The sequence below is a fragment of the Pseudomonas sp. Sample_20 genome (assembly GCF_004307585.1).
Lineage (GTDB): Bacteria > Pseudomonadota > Gammaproteobacteria > Pseudomonadales > Pseudomonadaceae > Aquipseudomonas > Aquipseudomonas atacamensis.
Map to the genome: position 1 here is coordinate 54662 of NZ_RCOA01000060.1, position 17713 is coordinate 72374.

At 58.6% G+C, this 17713-nt stretch carries 18 protein-coding genes and 1 tRNA gene; 18 read left to right on the top strand and 1 reads right to left on the bottom strand.

What is annotated here, in order from left to right; genetic code table 11:
* The first annotated feature begins 7 nt into the window (after positions 1-7).
* The 9 genes from D8U70_RS13250 to vapC all read left to right on the top strand — a co-directional run bounded on the left by D8U70_RS13250 (position 8) and on the right by vapC (position 7383).
* Positions 8-1432, top strand: coding sequence for an L-lactate permease (locus D8U70_RS13250; protein ID WP_130929055.1), 1425 nt, complete (start codon positions 8-10; stop codon positions 1430-1432).
* A 27-nt stretch (positions 1433-1459) separates the two neighbouring features.
* Positions 1460-2938, top strand: a complete 1479-nt coding sequence (locus tag D8U70_RS13255) for a PLP-dependent aminotransferase family protein (RefSeq protein WP_073471557.1) — start codon at positions 1460-1462, stop codon at positions 2936-2938.
* A 22-nt stretch (positions 2939-2960) separates the two neighbouring features.
* A complete protein-coding gene (locus D8U70_RS13260) occupies positions 2961-3305 on the top strand; it encodes a hypothetical protein (protein ID WP_073471556.1) in 345 nt (114 codons plus the stop codon).
* Positions 3306-3586: 281 nt separating this feature from the next.
* Positions 3587-4645 (top strand): PDDEXK nuclease domain-containing protein, encoded by a 1059-nt coding sequence (locus D8U70_RS13265; protein WP_130929111.1) that lies wholly within the window; start codon positions 3587-3589, stop codon positions 4643-4645.
* A gap of 106 nt (positions 4646-4751) precedes the next feature.
* On the top strand, positions 4752-5687 hold the full coding sequence (locus D8U70_RS13270; protein ID WP_241664661.1) for an alpha/beta fold hydrolase: 936 nt from the start codon (positions 4752-4754) through the stop codon (positions 5685-5687).
* Positions 5688-5716: 29 nt separating this feature from the next.
* Positions 5717-6130 (top strand): hypothetical protein, encoded by a 414-nt coding sequence (locus D8U70_RS13275; protein WP_016772137.1) that lies wholly within the window; start codon positions 5717-5719, stop codon positions 6128-6130.
* A gap of 6 nt (positions 6131-6136) precedes the next feature.
* The gene (locus tag D8U70_RS13280; RefSeq protein ID WP_041477513.1) at positions 6137-6589 is read left to right on the top strand and encodes a hypothetical protein; all 453 of its coding nucleotides are present in this window, start codon (positions 6137-6139) and stop codon (positions 6587-6589) included.
* 165 nt (positions 6590-6754) lie between these two features.
* Positions 6755-6985 (top strand): type II toxin-antitoxin system VapB family antitoxin, encoded by a 231-nt coding sequence (gene vapB, locus D8U70_RS13285; RefSeq protein ID WP_024011210.1) that lies wholly within the window; start codon positions 6755-6757, stop codon positions 6983-6985.
* Complete coding sequence (vapC, locus tag D8U70_RS13290; RefSeq protein ID WP_016772140.1) at positions 6985-7383, top strand: tRNA(fMet)-specific endonuclease VapC; 399 nt, start codon at positions 6985-6987, stop codon at positions 7381-7383. Before vapB ends, vapC begins: the two co-directional genes overlap by 1 nt.
* Positions 7384-7460: 77 nt before the next feature.
* On the opposite strand, the gene gabP is transcribed toward vapC, so the two are convergent.
* On the bottom strand, positions 7461-8852 hold the full coding sequence (gene gabP, locus D8U70_RS13295; protein ID WP_130929057.1) for a GABA permease: 1392 nt from the start codon (positions 8850-8852) through the stop codon (positions 7461-7463).
* Positions 8853-9395: 543 nt separating this feature from the next.
* Between gabP and D8U70_RS13300 the strand changes: the two genes are divergently transcribed.
* The 9 genes from D8U70_RS13300 to D8U70_RS13345 all read left to right on the top strand — a co-directional run bounded on the left by D8U70_RS13300 (position 9396) and on the right by D8U70_RS13345 (position 17511).
* Positions 9396-10169, top strand: coding sequence for an ABC transporter ATP-binding protein (locus D8U70_RS13300; protein ID WP_024011209.1), 774 nt, complete (start codon positions 9396-9398; stop codon positions 10167-10169).
* Between the two features lie 13 nt (positions 10170-10182).
* On the top strand, positions 10183-10935 hold the full coding sequence (locus tag D8U70_RS13305) for an ABC transporter substrate-binding protein (protein WP_130929058.1): 753 nt from the start codon (positions 10183-10185) through the stop codon (positions 10933-10935).
* A gap of 77 nt (positions 10936-11012) precedes the next feature.
* Positions 11013-11708: an ABC transporter permease gene (locus tag D8U70_RS13310; protein WP_024011207.1), complete on the top strand. Its 696-nt coding sequence runs from the start codon at positions 11013-11015 to the stop codon at positions 11706-11708.
* Complete coding sequence (locus D8U70_RS13315) at positions 11705-12394, top strand: ABC transporter permease (protein WP_073471551.1); 690 nt, start codon at positions 11705-11707, stop codon at positions 12392-12394. Before D8U70_RS13310 ends, D8U70_RS13315 begins: the two co-directional genes overlap by 4 nt.
* Positions 12375-13631 (top strand): methyltransferase, encoded by a 1257-nt coding sequence (locus tag D8U70_RS13320; protein ID WP_130929059.1) that lies wholly within the window; start codon positions 12375-12377, stop codon positions 13629-13631. The genes D8U70_RS13315 and D8U70_RS13320 overlap by 20 nt, the downstream gene beginning before the upstream one ends.
* A 406-nt stretch (positions 13632-14037) precedes the next feature.
* A tRNA-Thr gene (locus D8U70_RS13325) sits at positions 14038-14113 on the top strand.
* A 281-nt stretch (positions 14114-14394) separates the two neighbouring features.
* Positions 14395-15384, top strand: coding sequence for an Abi family protein (locus tag D8U70_RS13330; RefSeq protein WP_130929060.1), 990 nt, complete (start codon positions 14395-14397; stop codon positions 15382-15384).
* Between the two features lie 925 nt (positions 15385-16309).
* Positions 16310-17239, top strand: coding sequence for an integrase domain-containing protein (locus D8U70_RS13340; RefSeq protein ID WP_241664662.1), 930 nt, complete (start codon positions 16310-16312; stop codon positions 17237-17239).
* Positions 17236-17511 (top strand): hypothetical protein, encoded by a 276-nt coding sequence (locus tag D8U70_RS13345; protein ID WP_130929062.1) that lies wholly within the window; start codon positions 17236-17238, stop codon positions 17509-17511. Before D8U70_RS13340 ends, D8U70_RS13345 begins: the two co-directional genes overlap by 4 nt.
* Positions 17512-17713 lie beyond the last annotated feature (202 nt).

Consider the following 17713-nt stretch of genomic DNA (forward strand, 5'->3'; position numbering starts at 1 on the left):
AAACGCTATGAGCTCTCTATTGCTGCAAATGTCACCGATCGCGCTGGTGATCGCGCTGATCCTGATCCTCCGGCGTCCACCAGTACAAGCGGCGCTGGCCGGTGTGGTACTGGTGCTGGTGCTGTGGGCTCTGGGCGCTGCCGGGCCGGTGTCAGCGGCCATCTCCTCGGCGATTTTTCAAGACACCACGATCCTGTTTCTCAGCACCGCGTGCGTCATCGTCCCGGGGCTGGCCTTCGTCATTCTGGTCGAGCGCGGCGGTGCACCGCAGGCCATCGGCGCATGGGTCAAGGAACTCGGCTGGACACCCCCGGCGCAGGTGATTTTCATCGTGCTTGGCCTGGCGCCGCTGCTGGAAGCGATGACCGGCTTCGGCGTTTCGCTGATCGCCACGGTGCCGCTGCTGATGGGGCTTTTCACTCGCCAATCGGGGATGAAAATTGCCCTCGCCGGCATGGTCATCATGCCGTGGGGCACACTGGGTCTGGCAACGGTGATCGGTGCCCTGCTGGCGCATTTGCCGGCGCAAACCCTCGGCAGCCATTCGGCGCTGATCAGCGCGCCAGTGTTCCTCTGCCTGGCGTCGCTGGCCTTGTGGCAGGCCGGCATCCGCAAGATGACAGCGTGGCTGGGGCTGCTTGTCGTGACTGCCCTGTTCGTTGCCGTGCTGTTTGGCGTCAACCTGTGGCTCGGCCCGGAAGTTTCCGGTGTGCTGGCCGGGCTGGCCGTGGCTTGCGTTGGCCTGGGCATCTCCTGGGCGCAACGGAAAAAACTGGTGCGCTGGCCGAGCGCGGCATGGCCTTATCTGGCCTTGCTGGGAGTGATTGTGGCGTCGCGCGGATTGTTCGTGCTGTCGGGCTGGGATGGTCTATGGGTCGTCAGGGGCGAACACGTTTCGTGGAAGCCGCTGGCGTCTCCCGGGCTGGCGCTGCTGATCGTGACGTTGCTGATGGCGTTCAGGCAAACCGCAGGCGCCGGTTTTCCCTGGCAAGCGCTGTTGAACCGCGCGAAGTTTCCGGTCACGACAATCTTCCTGTTCCTGCTGCTGTCCCAGGTGATGGTCAACGCCGGATTCCTCGTCGAAGCGCAAAGCGCGTTGCAATCCATGTCGGGTATTTCGCTGGCGCCGACGATCGCTCTACTGGCAGGGATTGCCGGTTATGTCACCGGCTCCAACGTCGGCGGCAACACGCTGGTGATGCCGTCCATTGCCGCGCTGAGCAGCGAACACGGGGCGTGGCTGGCGGCAATGGTCAACAGCGCCGCCGGACATGGCGCACTTGGCTCGCTGTCGATTCTGTCGTTGATCACCGGACTTGCCGGGGCCAACCGCCACGAAGAAAACAGCCTGATCCGCTTCGCCTTCGGTCTGGTGGCGCTGAACATCGTCATAGTTGCTGCAACGGGGATCGTTTTGCTCTACTTTCTGTGAATTGTTTCGAATCATCACAGAGAACTTATGGACAGGTTTGATTTGCCGGACAAGCGCTGGCGGATAGTCAAGGACTGGATTATTCGCCAGATCGACAGCGGTGACCTGGCGGCCGAAGCGAAACTGCCGTCAATCCGCGTTCTGGCGCGGATGTTCGAGACCAGCATCACCACGGTGCAGCGGGCGCTGGCCGATCTCGAGGCCGACGCCTACGTCTCGACGGTGCCGCGCGTCGGCTACTTCGTCTCGGCATCAGGACGGGCAAAACCGTCCGGCGCTTTCGACTTTTCCAGTGTCACCGTCAACGTCAATCATGCGGTGGTCGCGATGCTCTCCGAAGCGGCGTCGCGCACTACCGCATCGCTGAATTCGGCGGTTCTGCACAGCGATCTCACGCCCAACGTGTTGCTCAACAAATGCCTCTCGGTGTTGGCCGCCAGGACTGACAACGCGCTGAGCGGTCTGGTCGCGCCACCCGGACTGCCGGCGCTGCGACGGCGCATCGCCGGGCTGATGCTGACCCGCGGTGTAGTCTGCGGACCGGACGATATTCTGGTGACGTCGGGCGACACCATCGCTCTCGAACTGGCCCTCGAAGCCGTCGCGTCGAAAGGCGCTACCGTAGCCATCGAAACCCCGACTTATTACGGCATCCTGCAGACCATCGAACGCCTGGGCATGCGCGCCTTGCCGATCCGCACCCACGGCCGCACAGGCCTGGATGTCGATCATCTGGAAGAAGCCCTGAAGCAAAAAAAGGTCGCGGTGATCTTTCTCAACCCGACGCTGCAGAATCCGCGTGGTTTCATCATGCCCGACGAAGCGCGCGCGCGACTTTCAAGGATCGCCCGGGAAGCGGATGTGCCGATCATCGAAGACGACATCTTCTTCGACCTGGTGCCCGAAGCTGATCGACCGCGCGCCCTCAAGAGCTACGACAGCAGCGGCCAGACGATCTATTGCTCGTCCTTTTCGAAAACCATCGCGCCGGGTTATCGAGTCGGCTGGTGTCTGGCCGGCAAATACCGCAATGCCATCCTCGCGCAGATGTTTTCGCGCAACCTGGCCGTTTCCAGCCTGGCGCAAAATGTTCTCAATGAATTCATCGGCCGTGGCTACATGGACGAGCACTGCGCCAGATTGAGGTCGCAACTCTCTTCGCTGGCGAGTTTTGTCGAAACGATGGTGCGCACGGATTTCCCGCTCGGGACCGTCTATGTGCCCCCGCGCGGCGGCTTCATCCACTGGATCGAAATGCCTGCAAACGCCGACATGCCGGCGCTGCAGCAACTGGCCACGGAGCGCGGTTGCCACGTGGCTGGCAGCGGCATCTTTTTCGCCGACGGCCAGGCTTCCACAGGCGTGCGCATCTGCCTTGGCACTGCGCTGACGCCGGCGGTGATCGGCATTCTCAAGGTGATCGCCGAATGCGCCCACCTTGCCGCACGCCCGACGAGCCCGCGGCAGATGCCGACTGAACAGCTGCAAGAGCTGGCAGTTTCCTGACCGGCTTGCGCGAGCCCTGCTTATGAATCAGAAAAGAACCCGTATTCGCTTGCCGCATCCCCCGCCGTATCGCCCGAGCCGTTGGACATTCTGGCTGACGGTGCTCGCGGGAGTGCTGATCGCCTTTGCCGTGTGTCTGTCGATCTACATGCTTATCGAAAGCTGGATCAGCGGTTCCATCACCACCAACAATCGTGGACCGCGCAGCACCTACACCTTGGCACTGCAACCTCGGCGATACTGGTTCGAGTTCGTTTGGCAGAGCTTCTGGACCGCGTTCATGTTGGCCATCGGTGTGTTCGGGCTGTGGATTTATCGCAAAGGGCGGATGCGTGAGCAGAGGCCGAAGGGCAAGCGCTCGCGATGATGCAACTGGGGCGCTTTTTTGAAGCAGCCTCTTACCTGCCTGTTCCTTTCATTCCAGCGCAACACCAGATCGCTCACCGCAGCGCCGCCAACTCTGCGGCGATTGACTGGGCAAAAAGTACGAAATGGACTACGGATATTTACCCTGTTACGCGCCTTCCGGTGGCAAAGTCCTGCAACGCCTGTCCCGCCCTTCCTTCCGAACTCGCAGGTTCGCCCGACATACCTGCGCCGCCTTCCCCGGCATGCTTGCGTCTCTGTTTCCAGAATGCGGAAGACCCGATGAGCCAGCTCAAACCTGCTGATACGCAAGACCATAAAATCGATTCACTGCTGGGCGAACTGGGCGAACTGATTCGCCAGGCGCGGCAAAAAGTGCTACGCGCGGTCGATACGATTCAGGTGCAGACTTGTTGGCAAATCGGCCGGCATATCGTCGAGTTTGAACAACAGGGAGCCCAACGTGCGGGATATGGGAAAAAATTGATTGGCCTACTGGCTAAGGATCTGACCGGGCAATTCGGGAAAGGGTTTGATGAAACCAATTTGTGGAAGATGCGCCTGTTTTATCAAAAATTTCCAATTCGAGACGCACTGCGTCCCGAATTGAGCTGGACCCACTACCGCCGGCTACTGCGGGTCGAAAGCGAGAAAGCGCGCCTGTGGTACATGAACGAATGCGCCGACCTCAACTGGTCAAGCCGCGCCCTTGATCGTCAGATCCTGACGCTCTACTACGAGCGCCTGCTGATGAGTCAGGACAAAGCCGAGGTGGTCGAGGAAGCCACGACCAACATCGACGCGATGAAATGCAATCCGCGGGAATTCATTCGCGATCCGGTCATGCTCGAATTCCTCGGTCTGCCCTCGGCAGGCAAAGTCAGGGAAAGCGGACTCGAACAAGCCCTCATCGATCACTTGCAAAGCTTTCTGCTTGAACTTGGCAAAGGCTTTTCCTTTGTCGCCCGCCAACAACGCATCAGCACTGACGGCGTCGACCTCTATATCGATCTGGTGTTCTACAACTACCTGCTCAAGTGCTTCGTGATCATCGACCTGAAACGCGGCAAGCTCAGCGCCCGCGATGTCGGGCAGATGGACATGTATGTGCGCATGTACGACGAGCTCAAGCGCAGCGAAGGTGACAAGCCAACCGTCGGTATCATTCTGAGCGCGGAAAGCAATGACTCGGTGGCGCGCTATTCCATGCTCAAAGGCAATGAGCAACTGTTCGCCAGCAGCTACAAGACGATACTGCCGAGCGAAGAAGAGTTAGGTGCTGAACTCAACCGCGAACAGGCGTTGATCGAAGAACGCATGCTCATTCAATCCAGTGAATGAACCGGCCGGATTGTTCTTGATCAGCGCGGCGACTATGGTTGGCACCTAACCGCCGAGGTCAAGCGCCATAGGCAGCAAGCCCCCATTCGAGTTGGAAGACGCAGAGTTGAGCCAACCAGTTTTGACTGCAGCTGAAGGCACGTCCTTCAAGGAAACTGCCGACGACGGCTACGCACTCGGCGGATTCACCTGGCGCCACAGTTCGCCCGATCCACAGCGCCCGGTGGTCATCATCAACGCCGCCACCTCGGTGCGCTGTCGCCATTACTCAAGGTTCGCAGCCTATCTGTTCAGTCACGGCTTCGACGTGATGACCTACGACTACCGGGGCATTGGCGAATCACGCAGCGAATCGATCAAAGGGCTGCGCGCCTCGTGGACCGACTGGGGCGCGCTGGATTTCGAAGCGATGCTCAAACGGGCGCAGCGGGAGTTTCCCGGTCAGCCAATCGATGTGGTCGCCCATAGTTTCGGCGGATGCGCGGCGGGCCTGGCCGAGTCGGGCAACGTGATCCGACGATTGGTAAGTGTCGGTGCGCAGTTCGCTTACTGGCGCGATTACGCGCCTCAACATCGCTGGCGGATGTTCGGCAAGTGGCATGTGGTCATGCCTTTGATGACGCTGCTCTGCGGCTATTTCCCCGGCAAACGGCTGGGTTGGCTGGAGGACACGCCAACCGGCGTAGTTTGCGACTGGAGCACACCCACCGCGCGTTACGAGCAACGCCCAAGCGGTCGCGCACTGATGAAAAAGGCGGGCGCCCCGCCGTTCGCCAAGGTCCGCGCGCAGACTCTGGCCATCAGCCTCAGCGATGATCCTTACGGCACGATCCCGGCGATCGAACGCCTGCTCGGCTACTTCAGCAACGCGGCAAAAACCCATCTGCGCATTGCGCCGCAGGACATCGGCGAACGACAAGTCGGACATTTCGGCTTTTTTCGCAGCGCATACCAAGCCACACTATGGCCCATTGCTCTGACTTGGCTGCAGACCGGCGCACTGGCCGCCGATACACCCGGCCGACAAGTGCCACGCAGCTGAGCCCCTCTCAACGCACGACGGAACACATCATGGCCTCCGCCAACAAGCAGCAAAAACGCGCCACCCGGGCCAAAGCCAAGGCCAAGCAGAACCGCACCAAGCGTGCCGAAGCGCCGGTCGAGCTCGACCCGAACGACGACCGCATCGATTTCGAATCGGTGGACCTGACCGAGCTGTTCAAGAAAATGATCGACGCCGAGAAGATCAGCCAACAGGCCATGTGCACCGCGTTCCTTGAAGATCCGCTGCTGGAACTGGTCTATGAGCAGGAAGGTGAGGAAGGCGCGATGGATTTCATCCTCGCCGCGCTGATCGAGTATCGCCAGTGGTCGCAGGAAACCGACGAGGCTGGCGCACTGGCGTGGATCGAATCCCCGGCCTTCCAGGCTGACTATGTAGCGGCATCCGACGCGATCGCTGCACAAACCCAACAGAAGAACTGAGCTCCCATGGCATCCCTGAACAAGCAACAGAAACGCGCCAAACGCGCCAAGGCCAAAGCCAAGCAGATCCGTATGGTCGGGCGCAAACCGCTGGATCAGGACGAAGACCTCGGCCACCTCGCCGAGCCGATCCCGGAATACACCCTGGCAATGTTCAGCAAAATGCGCGATGCCGAAGCCGTCAGCCGCAACGAAATGCTGCTGACCCTGCTGCGCGAACTGGCCTTCATCATCGTCGACCATCCTGAACTGCTCGACATGGAAAACGCCGACAACGAAGGCATGGCCGCCACCCACCTGGCTGCCGACATGCTCATCGACTACCGCATGTGGGCCGACGGCATGACCATCGAACAGGCCCAGGCCTGGCTTAGCGAGCCGCAGTTCATTACGGATTTCGGGGTGGCGCTGGATGCTTATGGGAAGTCGGTAGAGACCCAGGAAGACAAGAGCGAATAAGCCCTTCTCAGAAACAAAAAACGGCCGCTAGTCATCCCTGACAGCGGCCGTTTTTGTTTGGATGGCCTAGCTACTCTTTGTCCGGTGACGATGTATATCCCATTGACATATCCCCAGCACGATTTATCCTGAGCTAATCACAGGAACAGACCCGGGAGCCCGAATATGGAGCAGACCACAATTTTCATGAGCAACAGAAGTCAGGCAGTCCGACTGCCAAAGGCAGTTGCGATGCCCGGCGACGTTAAACGAGTGGAAGTCATCGCGATTGGCAGAACACGCGTCATTACGCCTGCTGGAGAAAGCTGGGATAGTTGGTTTGATGGCGACAGCGTCAGCCCTGATTTCATGGCTAACCGTGAGCAACCCACTGAACAGGAGCGCGAGTCGTTCTGATGATCAAGTACATGCTGGATACAAATATCTGCATCTTCACCATCAAGAACAAACCACAAATTGTCCGGGAAGCCTTTAATCGACATTCCGGGCAGTTGTGCATCAGCGCTATCACGCTTATGGAGCTTATTTACGGTGCTGAAAAGTCGGCGGCCCCGGAGAAAAATCTGGCAATTGTTGAAGGATTTGTCGCGCGACTGGATGTCTTGCCTTTCGATAACGACGCAGCCGCACAGGCCGGGATGGTTCGATCTGAACTCGCGAAGGCTGGAACGCCGATCGGGCCATACGACCAAATGATCGCTGGCCACGCACGCTCACTTGGACTCATTGTAGTGACGAACAACGTACGGGAGTTTCAACGCGTTTCCGGTTTGCGAATCGAGGACTGGGTTTAACCTGACTGGAAAGCTCAGAAACAAAAACGGCCGCTAGTCATCCCTGACAGCGGCCGTTTTGCATTACTGGTTGCGGATCAGTTCAACACCGCCGCACCACGCTTCTCCAGCTTGCGACGGCGTGATACCAGCAGACCGGCAGCCACCACCATCAGGCTCAGCAGACCGGTGGCGAGGATTTCCACGCGGTGGGCTTCCTGGAACAGCATGATGGTCAGCGCGGCGACGATGAAGATGATTACCGCCCAGGTCAGACCCGGGAACAGCCACATGCTGAAGACGATTTTCTCGCCGCGCGCCATGCGCTGCTTGCGCATGCGCAGTTGCGAGAAGGCGATCACCAGGTATACCAGCAGGGCGATGGCGCCGGAGCTGGCCAAGAGGAATTCAAACACCGCGGCCGGAGCCACATAGTTGGCGAAGGTGCAGAGGAACGCAGCGCCGGTGGACAGCATCACCGCCCAGTAAGGCGTGCCGCTCTTGTTGGTGCGGGTCGACATGGCCGGGGCATCGCCGCGCTTGCCGAGGGAGAACAGCATGCGCGACGAGGTGTACAGCGCCGAGTTCAGGCAACTGGTCACCGCCACCAGTACGACGATGTCGACGATCATCTTGGCGTTGGGAATGCCCATGCGCTCAAGTACGGTCTGGTAGGAACCGAGGTTGGCCAGGGTAGGATCGTTCCACGGCACCAGCGCCACCACGATGAAAATCGAAACCAGATAAAACAGGCCGATCCGCCAGATCACCGAGTTGGTCGCTTTGGAAATCTGCTTGCCAGGGTCTTTCGATTCCGCCGCTGCGATGGTGACGATTTCGGTACCCATGAACGAGAACATGGTGGTCAGGATCGCGCCCAGCACAGCACCCATGCCATTGGGCAGAAAGCCGCCGCTGTCGAACAGGTGCGAAACGCCACTGACCTGGCTGGTCGGCAGGAAGCCGAAAATCGCCGCCAGACCGAGGCCGATGAAGCCGATGATCGCCAGCACTTTGATCAGGGCGAACCAGAACTCGAACTCGCCGTAGTTCTTCACGCTGAACAGGTTGGTCACGGTCAGCAGCATGGTGATGACCAGAGCGAAAGCCCAGATGTCCACGCCCGGAAACCACGCGTGCAGGATGGTTGCGGCGGCGTTGGCTTCCAGCGGAATCACCAGCACCCAAAACCACCAGTACAACCAGCCGATGGTGAAACCGGCCCAGTGACCGATCGCGCGGTCAGCGTAAGTCGAGAACGAACCGGTGTCCGGCGAAGCCACGGCCATTTCGCCGAGCATGCGCATCACCAACACCACTAACGTACCGGCGGCGGCGTAAGCCAGCAGCACGGCCGGGCCGGCGGCAGCAATGGCGTGGCCGGAGCCGACGAACAGACCGGCGCCGATCACACCGGCGATCGACAACATGGTCACATGACGCGGTTTGAGCCCCTGTTCGAGGCCAGTGGAGCTTGGGGTACTGCTCATAGAGACTACCTTTGCAAGGAAAGCGAGTGCGTCCGGCGCGTCTGTAAATTCTTTCTCGTAAAAAGAATCCAACGGCCTGTTCCTTATTCTGCACGCAATATTTGCGCCAAAATGTTTCAAGTCCTTGAGTGCCGGGGGCTCCGGCATCCGATGCAAGTCATTGAGTTTAATGGCTATTCGCCAGAACGTTACCCGGCGACTCACTTTCAAGACGAATCCGCGCACCAGAAACACACAGAAAAAGTGTGCGGCGCACAGAAAAAGAGCGAATAAGGAACGTTCGGCCGGATAGCGCTTCCAACACCCCGCCAAAGCTGGCAACATCGCGCCTTTTTTTACGCGGCACCCACGGGTTTGCACGATCAGACACCCGTTCGGTTGTTGATGGGGCGACAGTCTGCTGCGCCGATGCGACAACCCGCCACATGCCACCCGTTTACCGCTCGTAGCGCTGTTGGCTGCCATTGAAACGCTATGCTAGCTTGGCCGCCTCGCCAGGAAGGCCCGCCAACAGCAGGAGCGCAACATATATGAGGAACGCACATGGCTGAGGCCACGCCCGCGCTTGAAATCCGCAACTTGCACAAACGCTACGGACAGCTGGAGGTGCTCAAAGGCATCTCGCTGACCGCCCGCGACGGCGACGTGATCTCGATCCTCGGCTCTTCCGGTTCCGGCAAGTCCACGTTCCTGCGCTGCATCAACCTGTTGGAAAATCCGCATCAGGGCCAGATCCTCGTGGCCGGTGAAGAACTCAAGCTCAAGGCCGCGAAGAACGGCGAACTGGTCGCCGCCGACGGCAAACAGATCAATCGCCTGCGCTCGGAGATTGGTTTTGTATTTCAAAACTTTAATCTGTGGCCACACATGAGCGTGCTCGACAACGTCATCGAGGCCCCGCGCCGCGTGCTCGGCCAGAGCAAGGCCGAGGCCATCGAAGTCGCCGAAGCGTTGCTCGCCAAGGTCGGCATCGCTGACAAGCGCCACGCCTATCCGGCGCAATTGTCCGGCGGCCAGCAACAACGCGCCGCCATCGCCCGCACGCTGGCAATGCAGCCGAAGGTGATCCTGTTCGACGAACCCACCTCCGCACTTGACCCGGAAATGGTTCAGGAAGTACTTAGTGTCATCCGCGCATTGGCCGAAGAAGGCCGCACCATGCTGCTCGTGACCCACGAAATGGGCTTCGCCCGCCAGGTCTCCAGCGAAGTGGTGTTCCTTCATCAGGGCCTTATAGAAGAGCAAGGATCGCCACAGCAGGTGTTCGACAACCCGCTTTCGGCGCGCTGCAAACAATTCATGTCCAGCAACCGCTAACGGAGCAACATGCATGCAGAATTTCAAAAAGGTCTTCCTGGCCGCCGCCGTCACCCTCGCGTTCACCGCCGGTGCCATGGCTGAAACCCTGAAGATGGGCATCGAAGCGGCCTACCCGCCGTTCAACAATAAAGACGCCAGCGGCCAGGTGGTCGGCTTCGACAAGGAAATCGGCGACGCCCTGTGCGCGAAGATGAAAGCCGAATGCTCCGTCGTCACCTCTGACTGGGACGGCATCATTCCGGCGCTGAACGCCGAGAAGTTCGACTTCCTGATCTCCTCGCTGTCGATCACCGAAGAGCGCAAAGCCGCGGTGGACTTCACCGACCCGTACTACTCGAACAAATTGCAGTTCATCGCGCCGAAAAACGTCGACTTCAAAACCGACAAGGACTCGCTCAAGGGCAAGACCATCGGCACCCAGCGCGCAACGCTGGCCGGCACCTGGCTGGAAGACACCTACGGTGACGACATCAAGGTCAGCCTCTACGACACCCAGGAAAACGCCTACCTCGACCTGACCTCCGGTCGTGTCGACGCGATCCTCGCCGACAAGTACGCCAACTATGACTGGCTGAAAACCGACGCCGGCAAGAACTACGAGTTCAAGGGCGACCCGGTAGTGGAAAGCGACAAGATCGGTATCGCCGTGCGCAAGGGTGACAACGAACTGCGCAACAAGCTGAACGCCGCTCTGAAGGAAATCGTCGCTGACGGTACCTACAAGAAAATCAACGACAAGTACTTCCCGTTCAGCATCTATTGATCTGACCTGTGGGACCGGCGCCGTGATCAAGCGGCGCCGGCTCCCGACTTTGCCTGCCGCAATTTGAACAGAAACCCATGATTATCGACCTCTACGGATTCGGCCCGGCGCTCGCCGCTGGTGCGCTGATGACCGTCCAACTGGCCCTCACCGCCCTGTGCTTGGGCCTAGTGCTCGGCCTGCTCGGCGCCTTGGCCAAGACTTCCCCGTACAAGCCGCTGCAATGGCTTGGCGGTACCTATTCGACGCTGGTGCGCGGCGTCCCGGAATTGCTCTGGGTGCTGTTGATCTACTTCGGTACGGTCAACCTGATGCGTACCCTCGGTGAGTACTTCGGCAACCCCGACCTGCAACTCAACGCCTTTGCCGCCGGTGTGATCGCACTGGGCCTGTGCTTCGGTGCGTACGCCACGGAAGTGTTTCGTGGCGCCCTGCTGGCCATCCCCAAGGGCCACCGTGAAGCCGGCCAGGCCCTGGGCCTGTCGAAGTGGCGGATTTTCACCCGGTTGATCATGCCGCAGATGTGGCGCATCGCCCTGCCTGGCCTGGGCAACCTGTTCATGATCCTGATGAAAGACACCGCGCTGGTATCGGTCATCGGTCTGGAAGAAATCATGCGTCACGCGCAGATCGGTGTGACCGTGTCGAAACAACCGTTCACCTTCTATATGGTCGCGGCAATCATGTACCTCGGCCTGACGGTGCTGGCGATGACCGGCATGCACTTGCTGGAAAAACGCGCCGCCCGCGGCTTTGCGAGGAGCGCGCAATGAACTGGGAAGTCATCATCAAGTGGCTGCCGAAACTGGCACAGGGCGCGACGCTGACGCTGGAACTGGTCGCCATCGCGGTCATCGCCGGCCTGCTGCTCGCCATTCCGCTGGGCATCGCGCGCTCTTCGAAGCGTTGGTACGTGCGTTCGCTGCCCTACGCCTACATCTTCTTTTTCCGCGGCACACCGCTGCTGGTGCAGCTGTTCCTGGTCTATTACGGCCTGGCGCAGTTCGACGCGGTGCGTGAAAGCGCTTTGTGGCCGTACCTGCGCGATCCGTTCTGGTGCGCGACCGTGACCATGACACTGCATACGGCGGCGTACATCGCCGAAATTCTGCGTGGAGCCATTCAGGCAATTCCACACGGTGAAATCGAAGCTGCGCGGGCCTTGGGCATGTCCAGGCCCAAAGCGATGTTCTACATCATCCTGCCCCGTGCCGCGCGCATCGGCCTGCCGGCCTATAGCAACGAGGTGATCCTGATGCTTAAGGCCAGCGCTCTGGCCAGCACCGTGACCCTGCTGGAACTGACCGGCATGGCCCGCACGATCATCGCCCGCACTTATCTGCCGGTTGAGATCTTCTTCGCCGCCGGTGTGTTCTATCTGGTCATGGCTTACGTGCTGGTACGCGGCTTCAAGCTGCTGGAGCGCTGGCTGCGCGTCGATGCCTGCCAAGGCCGCTGATACTTCCCACGTGCTGACGGGCGAGGCTCTACTCGCCCGCTTCACCGCGCTGGATGCTTTCTTGATTAAGCATCAGGCGCTGTGGAAACCACGTCCGTTCACCCATCTTTTGCTTGCCTGGGAAGCTTCTTATCCCGAACTGTCTGCGTGGCTACGCGGGCGATCGCTGGAAGATGCAGAACGCGCGCATAACCATCCTGCTGATCTTGTCGATGCGCCAGAGCCGTTCGCTTCATTGGCGAAGTTGTCGGCAGAGTTGAGTGCGGTCGGTGGGTTGCCGGGGCGTGCGCTTGAAGCTGCCGGGCATCGCTTGAATGTCGATGTGCCTGGGCGCAAGTGGCAGCAGATCGAGGCGTTTGCCGGTCGCCTATCCTTTGCCTCGCAGCCGACGCATTGGCTGGACTGGTGCTCCGGCAAAGGGCATCTGGGACGGCGCCTGTTGGGTGCCGGGCAACAATTGACTTGCGTTGAATACGATCCGGTGCTGGTCGCCAGCGGTCAGGCCTTGAGTCAGCGTCATCATCTGCACGCTTTGCATGTCGAACAGGATGTGCTCGCGGCGGATGCCCCAGCCGTATTGAACGCCGCGCACACCCCCATCGCCCTCCACGCGTGCGGTGATCTTCATGTGCGCTTGATGCAACTGGCCAGTGCCGCAGGTTGCCAGCAAATGGCGATTGCGCCCTGCTGCTACAACCGCATCAGTCGCAACGAATATCACGCCTTGTCCTGCGCAGGATCGGCATCGCTTCTACAGCTCTCGCTGGAAGATCTGTCGCTGCCGATGAGCGAAACCGTCACCGCCGGTGCGCGCGTCCGACGTCAGCGCGACACCTCGATGGCTCGTCGCCTGGCTTTCGACCTGCTGCAACGGCAAGTGCGCGGCGTCGATGAATACCTGCCAACGCCCTCCCTGCCCAGCGCCTGGCTGGATAAACCGTTTGCGGACTATTGTCTCGATCTGGCAGCACTGAAGGAGTTATCCACAGTCGGCTTGCCAGACTGGTCGACACTCGAAGCCGCCGGTTGGCGGCGGTTGGCCGAAGTGCGCAACCTCGAATTGCTTCGCGGTTTGTTCCGACGACCGCTGGAGCTTTGGCTGAATCTGGATCGGGCGCTTTTCCTCGCAGAACAGGGATACGTCGCACGCCTCGGCACCTTTTGCGACACCTCACTCACACCGCGTAACTTACTGCTGCTCGCCGAACGCGCTGAAAACATCACAACCTGTGGATAACTCTGTTGATGGATTTTCCGTGGATCCAATATCTGCGCCTGTTTCGTCGACTTAACAACACTGGTCATTTTTTGTTCACATAAATAAAAACCGGTAAAACAGGGATTTGCGAACAAGATGAGAATGGCTTCACAAAAACTCGCCCAAGCAGTGCTCGCGCCTCTCAGTTGTGCATAAGCTGCCAATCAAAACGACATAACCGGCGAATATTGGGCTGGCCGAGTGAATAACTGCAGGGTCTCGAAAGCCCAGACTCAACCGTACGCCCTGCATAAATGCCTTACTGCGCTTGAGGTACAAAAGCTGCGCATTAATTTGCGTAGGGCCTGATTTTTCCGGAATGCAAAAATAGTCTGAATTCAGGGGTTTACAGGATCTACCCAATCGCTATAATCGTCGCCCACACGCCGGTATAGCTCAGTTGGTAGAGCAACTGACTTGTAATCAGTAGGTCCCGGGTTCGACTCCTGGTGCCGGCACCATACAAAACAAAGCCCCTGCAGAAATGCAGGGGCTTTGTTGTTTCTGGCGCTTGGAGCTCACTAGGAGGTCCGCATCGCTGCGACAAAACAAACGACGCCTTATCTCAACCAGCAGCCCCCTACTCTGCCCGCGTGCCTGGACCCGTTACAATTTCACATCAGCCCAACATTGACGGGCTCTTGCACCTACCTATAATGCACCCCAACACACCCGCCAAGCCTAGGTTGACCCAGTCAGCAAGCTCAAATCGTGCGGGTTTTTTTTGCCTGGAGAAAACTACATGAGGCCCTTCGACAAGCCGGCCCTCAGCGTAGAACAGCAATTGGAACTGCTAAAGCAACGAGGCCTGCAAGTCGCAAATGACGAGCGCGCCATGCGTTTCCTGGAAGTGGTCACGCTGTTTCGCTTGAGCCCCTACATGCGCCCTTTTCAGGAAACAAACCCTGAACACACCTTCAAACCTGGTAGCACTCTGAAAGCAGTCGTCGACATCTACCGCTTCGATGGCTCGTTGCGACGCATAACCATGGATGCTATCGAACGTGTCGAAGTCGCCATACGAGCGACTATCAGCAATCACATGAGCCCTAAGTACGGGCCTGACTGGATAGCTGACGCGTCAATCTTCTCTTCTTCATATTCACACGGCGATTTATTGCGGCCCCTGCGCGATCAACTGGGCAAGGAGCGCAACAAACTGGGACGTGAGATTGATCGTATAAAAAAGAGCAGCCGAGCTGATCAGGTCCAGCAGCAGCGAATTGAAAATCGCATGCGCGATAACTATTTTCGATTCTACGGATCAACCTATTCCCATCCCGAGTTGCCGCCCGCTTGGGCTGTTCTGGAAGAGCTTAGCCTTGGGACGGTATCCACGATGTTCAATGCCATAGGCAAAAGTGTTGACAAGAAAGCGATCGCGAGCAGATTCAATCTCCCCTTCGAAGTACTGGCCTCCTGGCTCCACACTCTGACCTTCATTCGAAACTGCTGCGCCCACCACTCACGAATATGGAACCGGGAGCTCTCGATTCGACCATCCTTACCTAAAGAATGGATCATCCAAAATGCTCCTGGCGACCGGCCTCAACCCAAGCAGCGGCTATATATAGTGCTAACGATGCTGGCGTATTTAACCGATTTGATCAGTCCAGACAGCCAGTGGAAATTTCACTTGGCCGAAATAATGGACCAGAGGGAACCGGGTGATTTGAAACTTATGGGATTTCCAGATGACTGGAAACGGCAATCGCAATGGTGTTTGGAGTAAGGAAAGCCAGACGTCTTGTTTTTTTCGCCATTGCACCCGTGAAAGTGTCAGGAGCGAACGCTTGCCTGATCCAAAATTTGATGCATAAACCACAGATTGCTAACGGTGGATGATTTCAGATAGAACCGCAGAACTCCCAAAAAATTCGAGCCCTAGTCCGGATTAACCACAGGCGTAGAAAAGATCGGGCAAAGCGCTGTCGTTGACAGCAACCCCAGGTAGCCAGAACCTTTAAGGCTACACCACACCGTGGTGGTTCTCCCAAAGTGCGATTAGCGTCCGGCGGCTCGCACGGTCACAGCGATGTGATGGATGCCTACTTTTACCAGTGTGCCCACTGCGGCAACTCATTCCCTTTCATAGCTGCCCTGCAGCAACCTATCCGCTTGGCCATTCCCGTGCGCCAACCTGCGCCCGTCTCTTTCTCCCGGAAAGAGACGGGCGCTCCTACCGCTGCTGCAGCCCAACTCGTACAAGGCTTTGCGGCATTCCCCCTCGTGACAATCGGCGTGACAAACACCGAAGTCACCAGCAACAGCGATGCAGGTGATGATGCCGCAGCCCAAGGAATGGACTGCACCTGACTGACAGTCAGGCATGCCCCGGTCATCGCATCCCTGCCTTCACCTGACTCAGGATCTCGCGGCACCGGTTTCGTCAGCCAGTGCAGCCTCCACCCGCCCACCTCTTCGGAGGTGATCAGGAGGCCAGATCATGAGATGCCCAAGCTCCCGGTCGTAAGGAGCCGCCAGTCCCGCGTTAGTGGACAACCCTCACAGGTCGCAGGGGCCTTGATCCCTGATAACACTCAACATCCATGGCGGGATGACGTGGGGAAAGCTTGAAGAGTTTTGGCTTTAAAATGAGCTTGATCATGGCACTGGTAGGTAGACGGGATGGGCGCAATTTTGGATAGGGTCGACAACTGAGCTATGCCGGGCCGCAGGCATTGAAAGACATGTTCGGCGGCGGACACTACGGAACGGTCAAGGCGCACAGTGATCGCTGGCAAGCGTTTGTACGCGGGTGTCAGTCGGAGAATGGGCCTGGCTTTAACGATTCGCGGAAGATTGATCGGCAGACCTTACTGGATTACGCAGGACATCTACGTCAGCAGGTTGAACAAGGCGCTATCTGCATCGCCACCGCGCAAAATCGGTTGTCCAGCGTGAACCGAACCATGGCCGCGCTTCGCGGTGATCCGTATGTGAAAGTGCGGAGTCCGAGCAAGGCGCTGGGAATGCGGCGCACCAGTGTTCGTCGCTCGGTACCGCAAGGCCAAGACCGCGAACATGTGAAACGGATAGTCGACGTACTCTGCGAACACCAAATGCCACGCGCCGCCGCCATCGCTCAGTTAGCGCGAGCCACCGGCATGCGCTTACGCGAGGCGATTTTGGCCGACCTTCCTCGGCTGCTACGGGAAGCCGAGCAACTCGGGAGAATCAACATCCAAGACGGCACCAAAGGTGGCCGCTCGGGGTCCTCGGCCCCTCGATGGATAACGGTGGACGATCACATCCGCGACGCACTGGCATTCGCCCTTCAAGTCTCGCCTGACGGTAGCCGCAACCTGCTTGCAGCGAATGAACGCTACCTCGACTTCCAACAAGTAATCGTTCGCCCCGCACGGGAGATTCTCCACACGCACAACCTCAAGGGTTTCCACGAATTGCGGGCGACCTATGCGTGCGAACGCTATGAGCAAATCACCCAGCATCTTGCGCCCATCAATGGCGGCAGTTGCTACCCGCTCGACAGACACCTCGATCAGGAGGCCCGAGCACAAATCAGCTATGAGCTGGGGCACGGTCGTATCGATGTAGTTTCGGCTTACATCGGGGCCCGAGCATGAGTAAGACATTCGATATGGAGCTGTTCCTGGCCGGCGTCCTGACTGAATCTCATACCCCACGCCAACGCCACCTACGTCAGGCGAAGGCTATCCAATCAGCAATCGCTGAACGCGGGGAGCAAGATAATCCATGGGCATGGCAGCAAAAGCATCTTGACTGGTTTCTAAATCAGCACGTCAATCATCACGCGGAATCGACACGCTATTACTATCAACTGACCATGAACTTGCTCGCTCTTCGCTTAGGGAAACCCTGGCAGTTCAGACGTTAGGAGAACTTAGCTATCAACCTAGAGCGGGCATCCGAGGTGTGTGTCTGGGATGGTCCAGCGCCGGAGCTACCCAGAGAGAACGTATTGCAATCAGTCGGTGAGCTGCCTGAACTCGACCACTGCGTCTAAGAATGCGAACTCTACGAAACCTCGGCGCGTAGACATGCGGCTAGTGAGCGCTGAGGAAAATACAAGAGAGTCT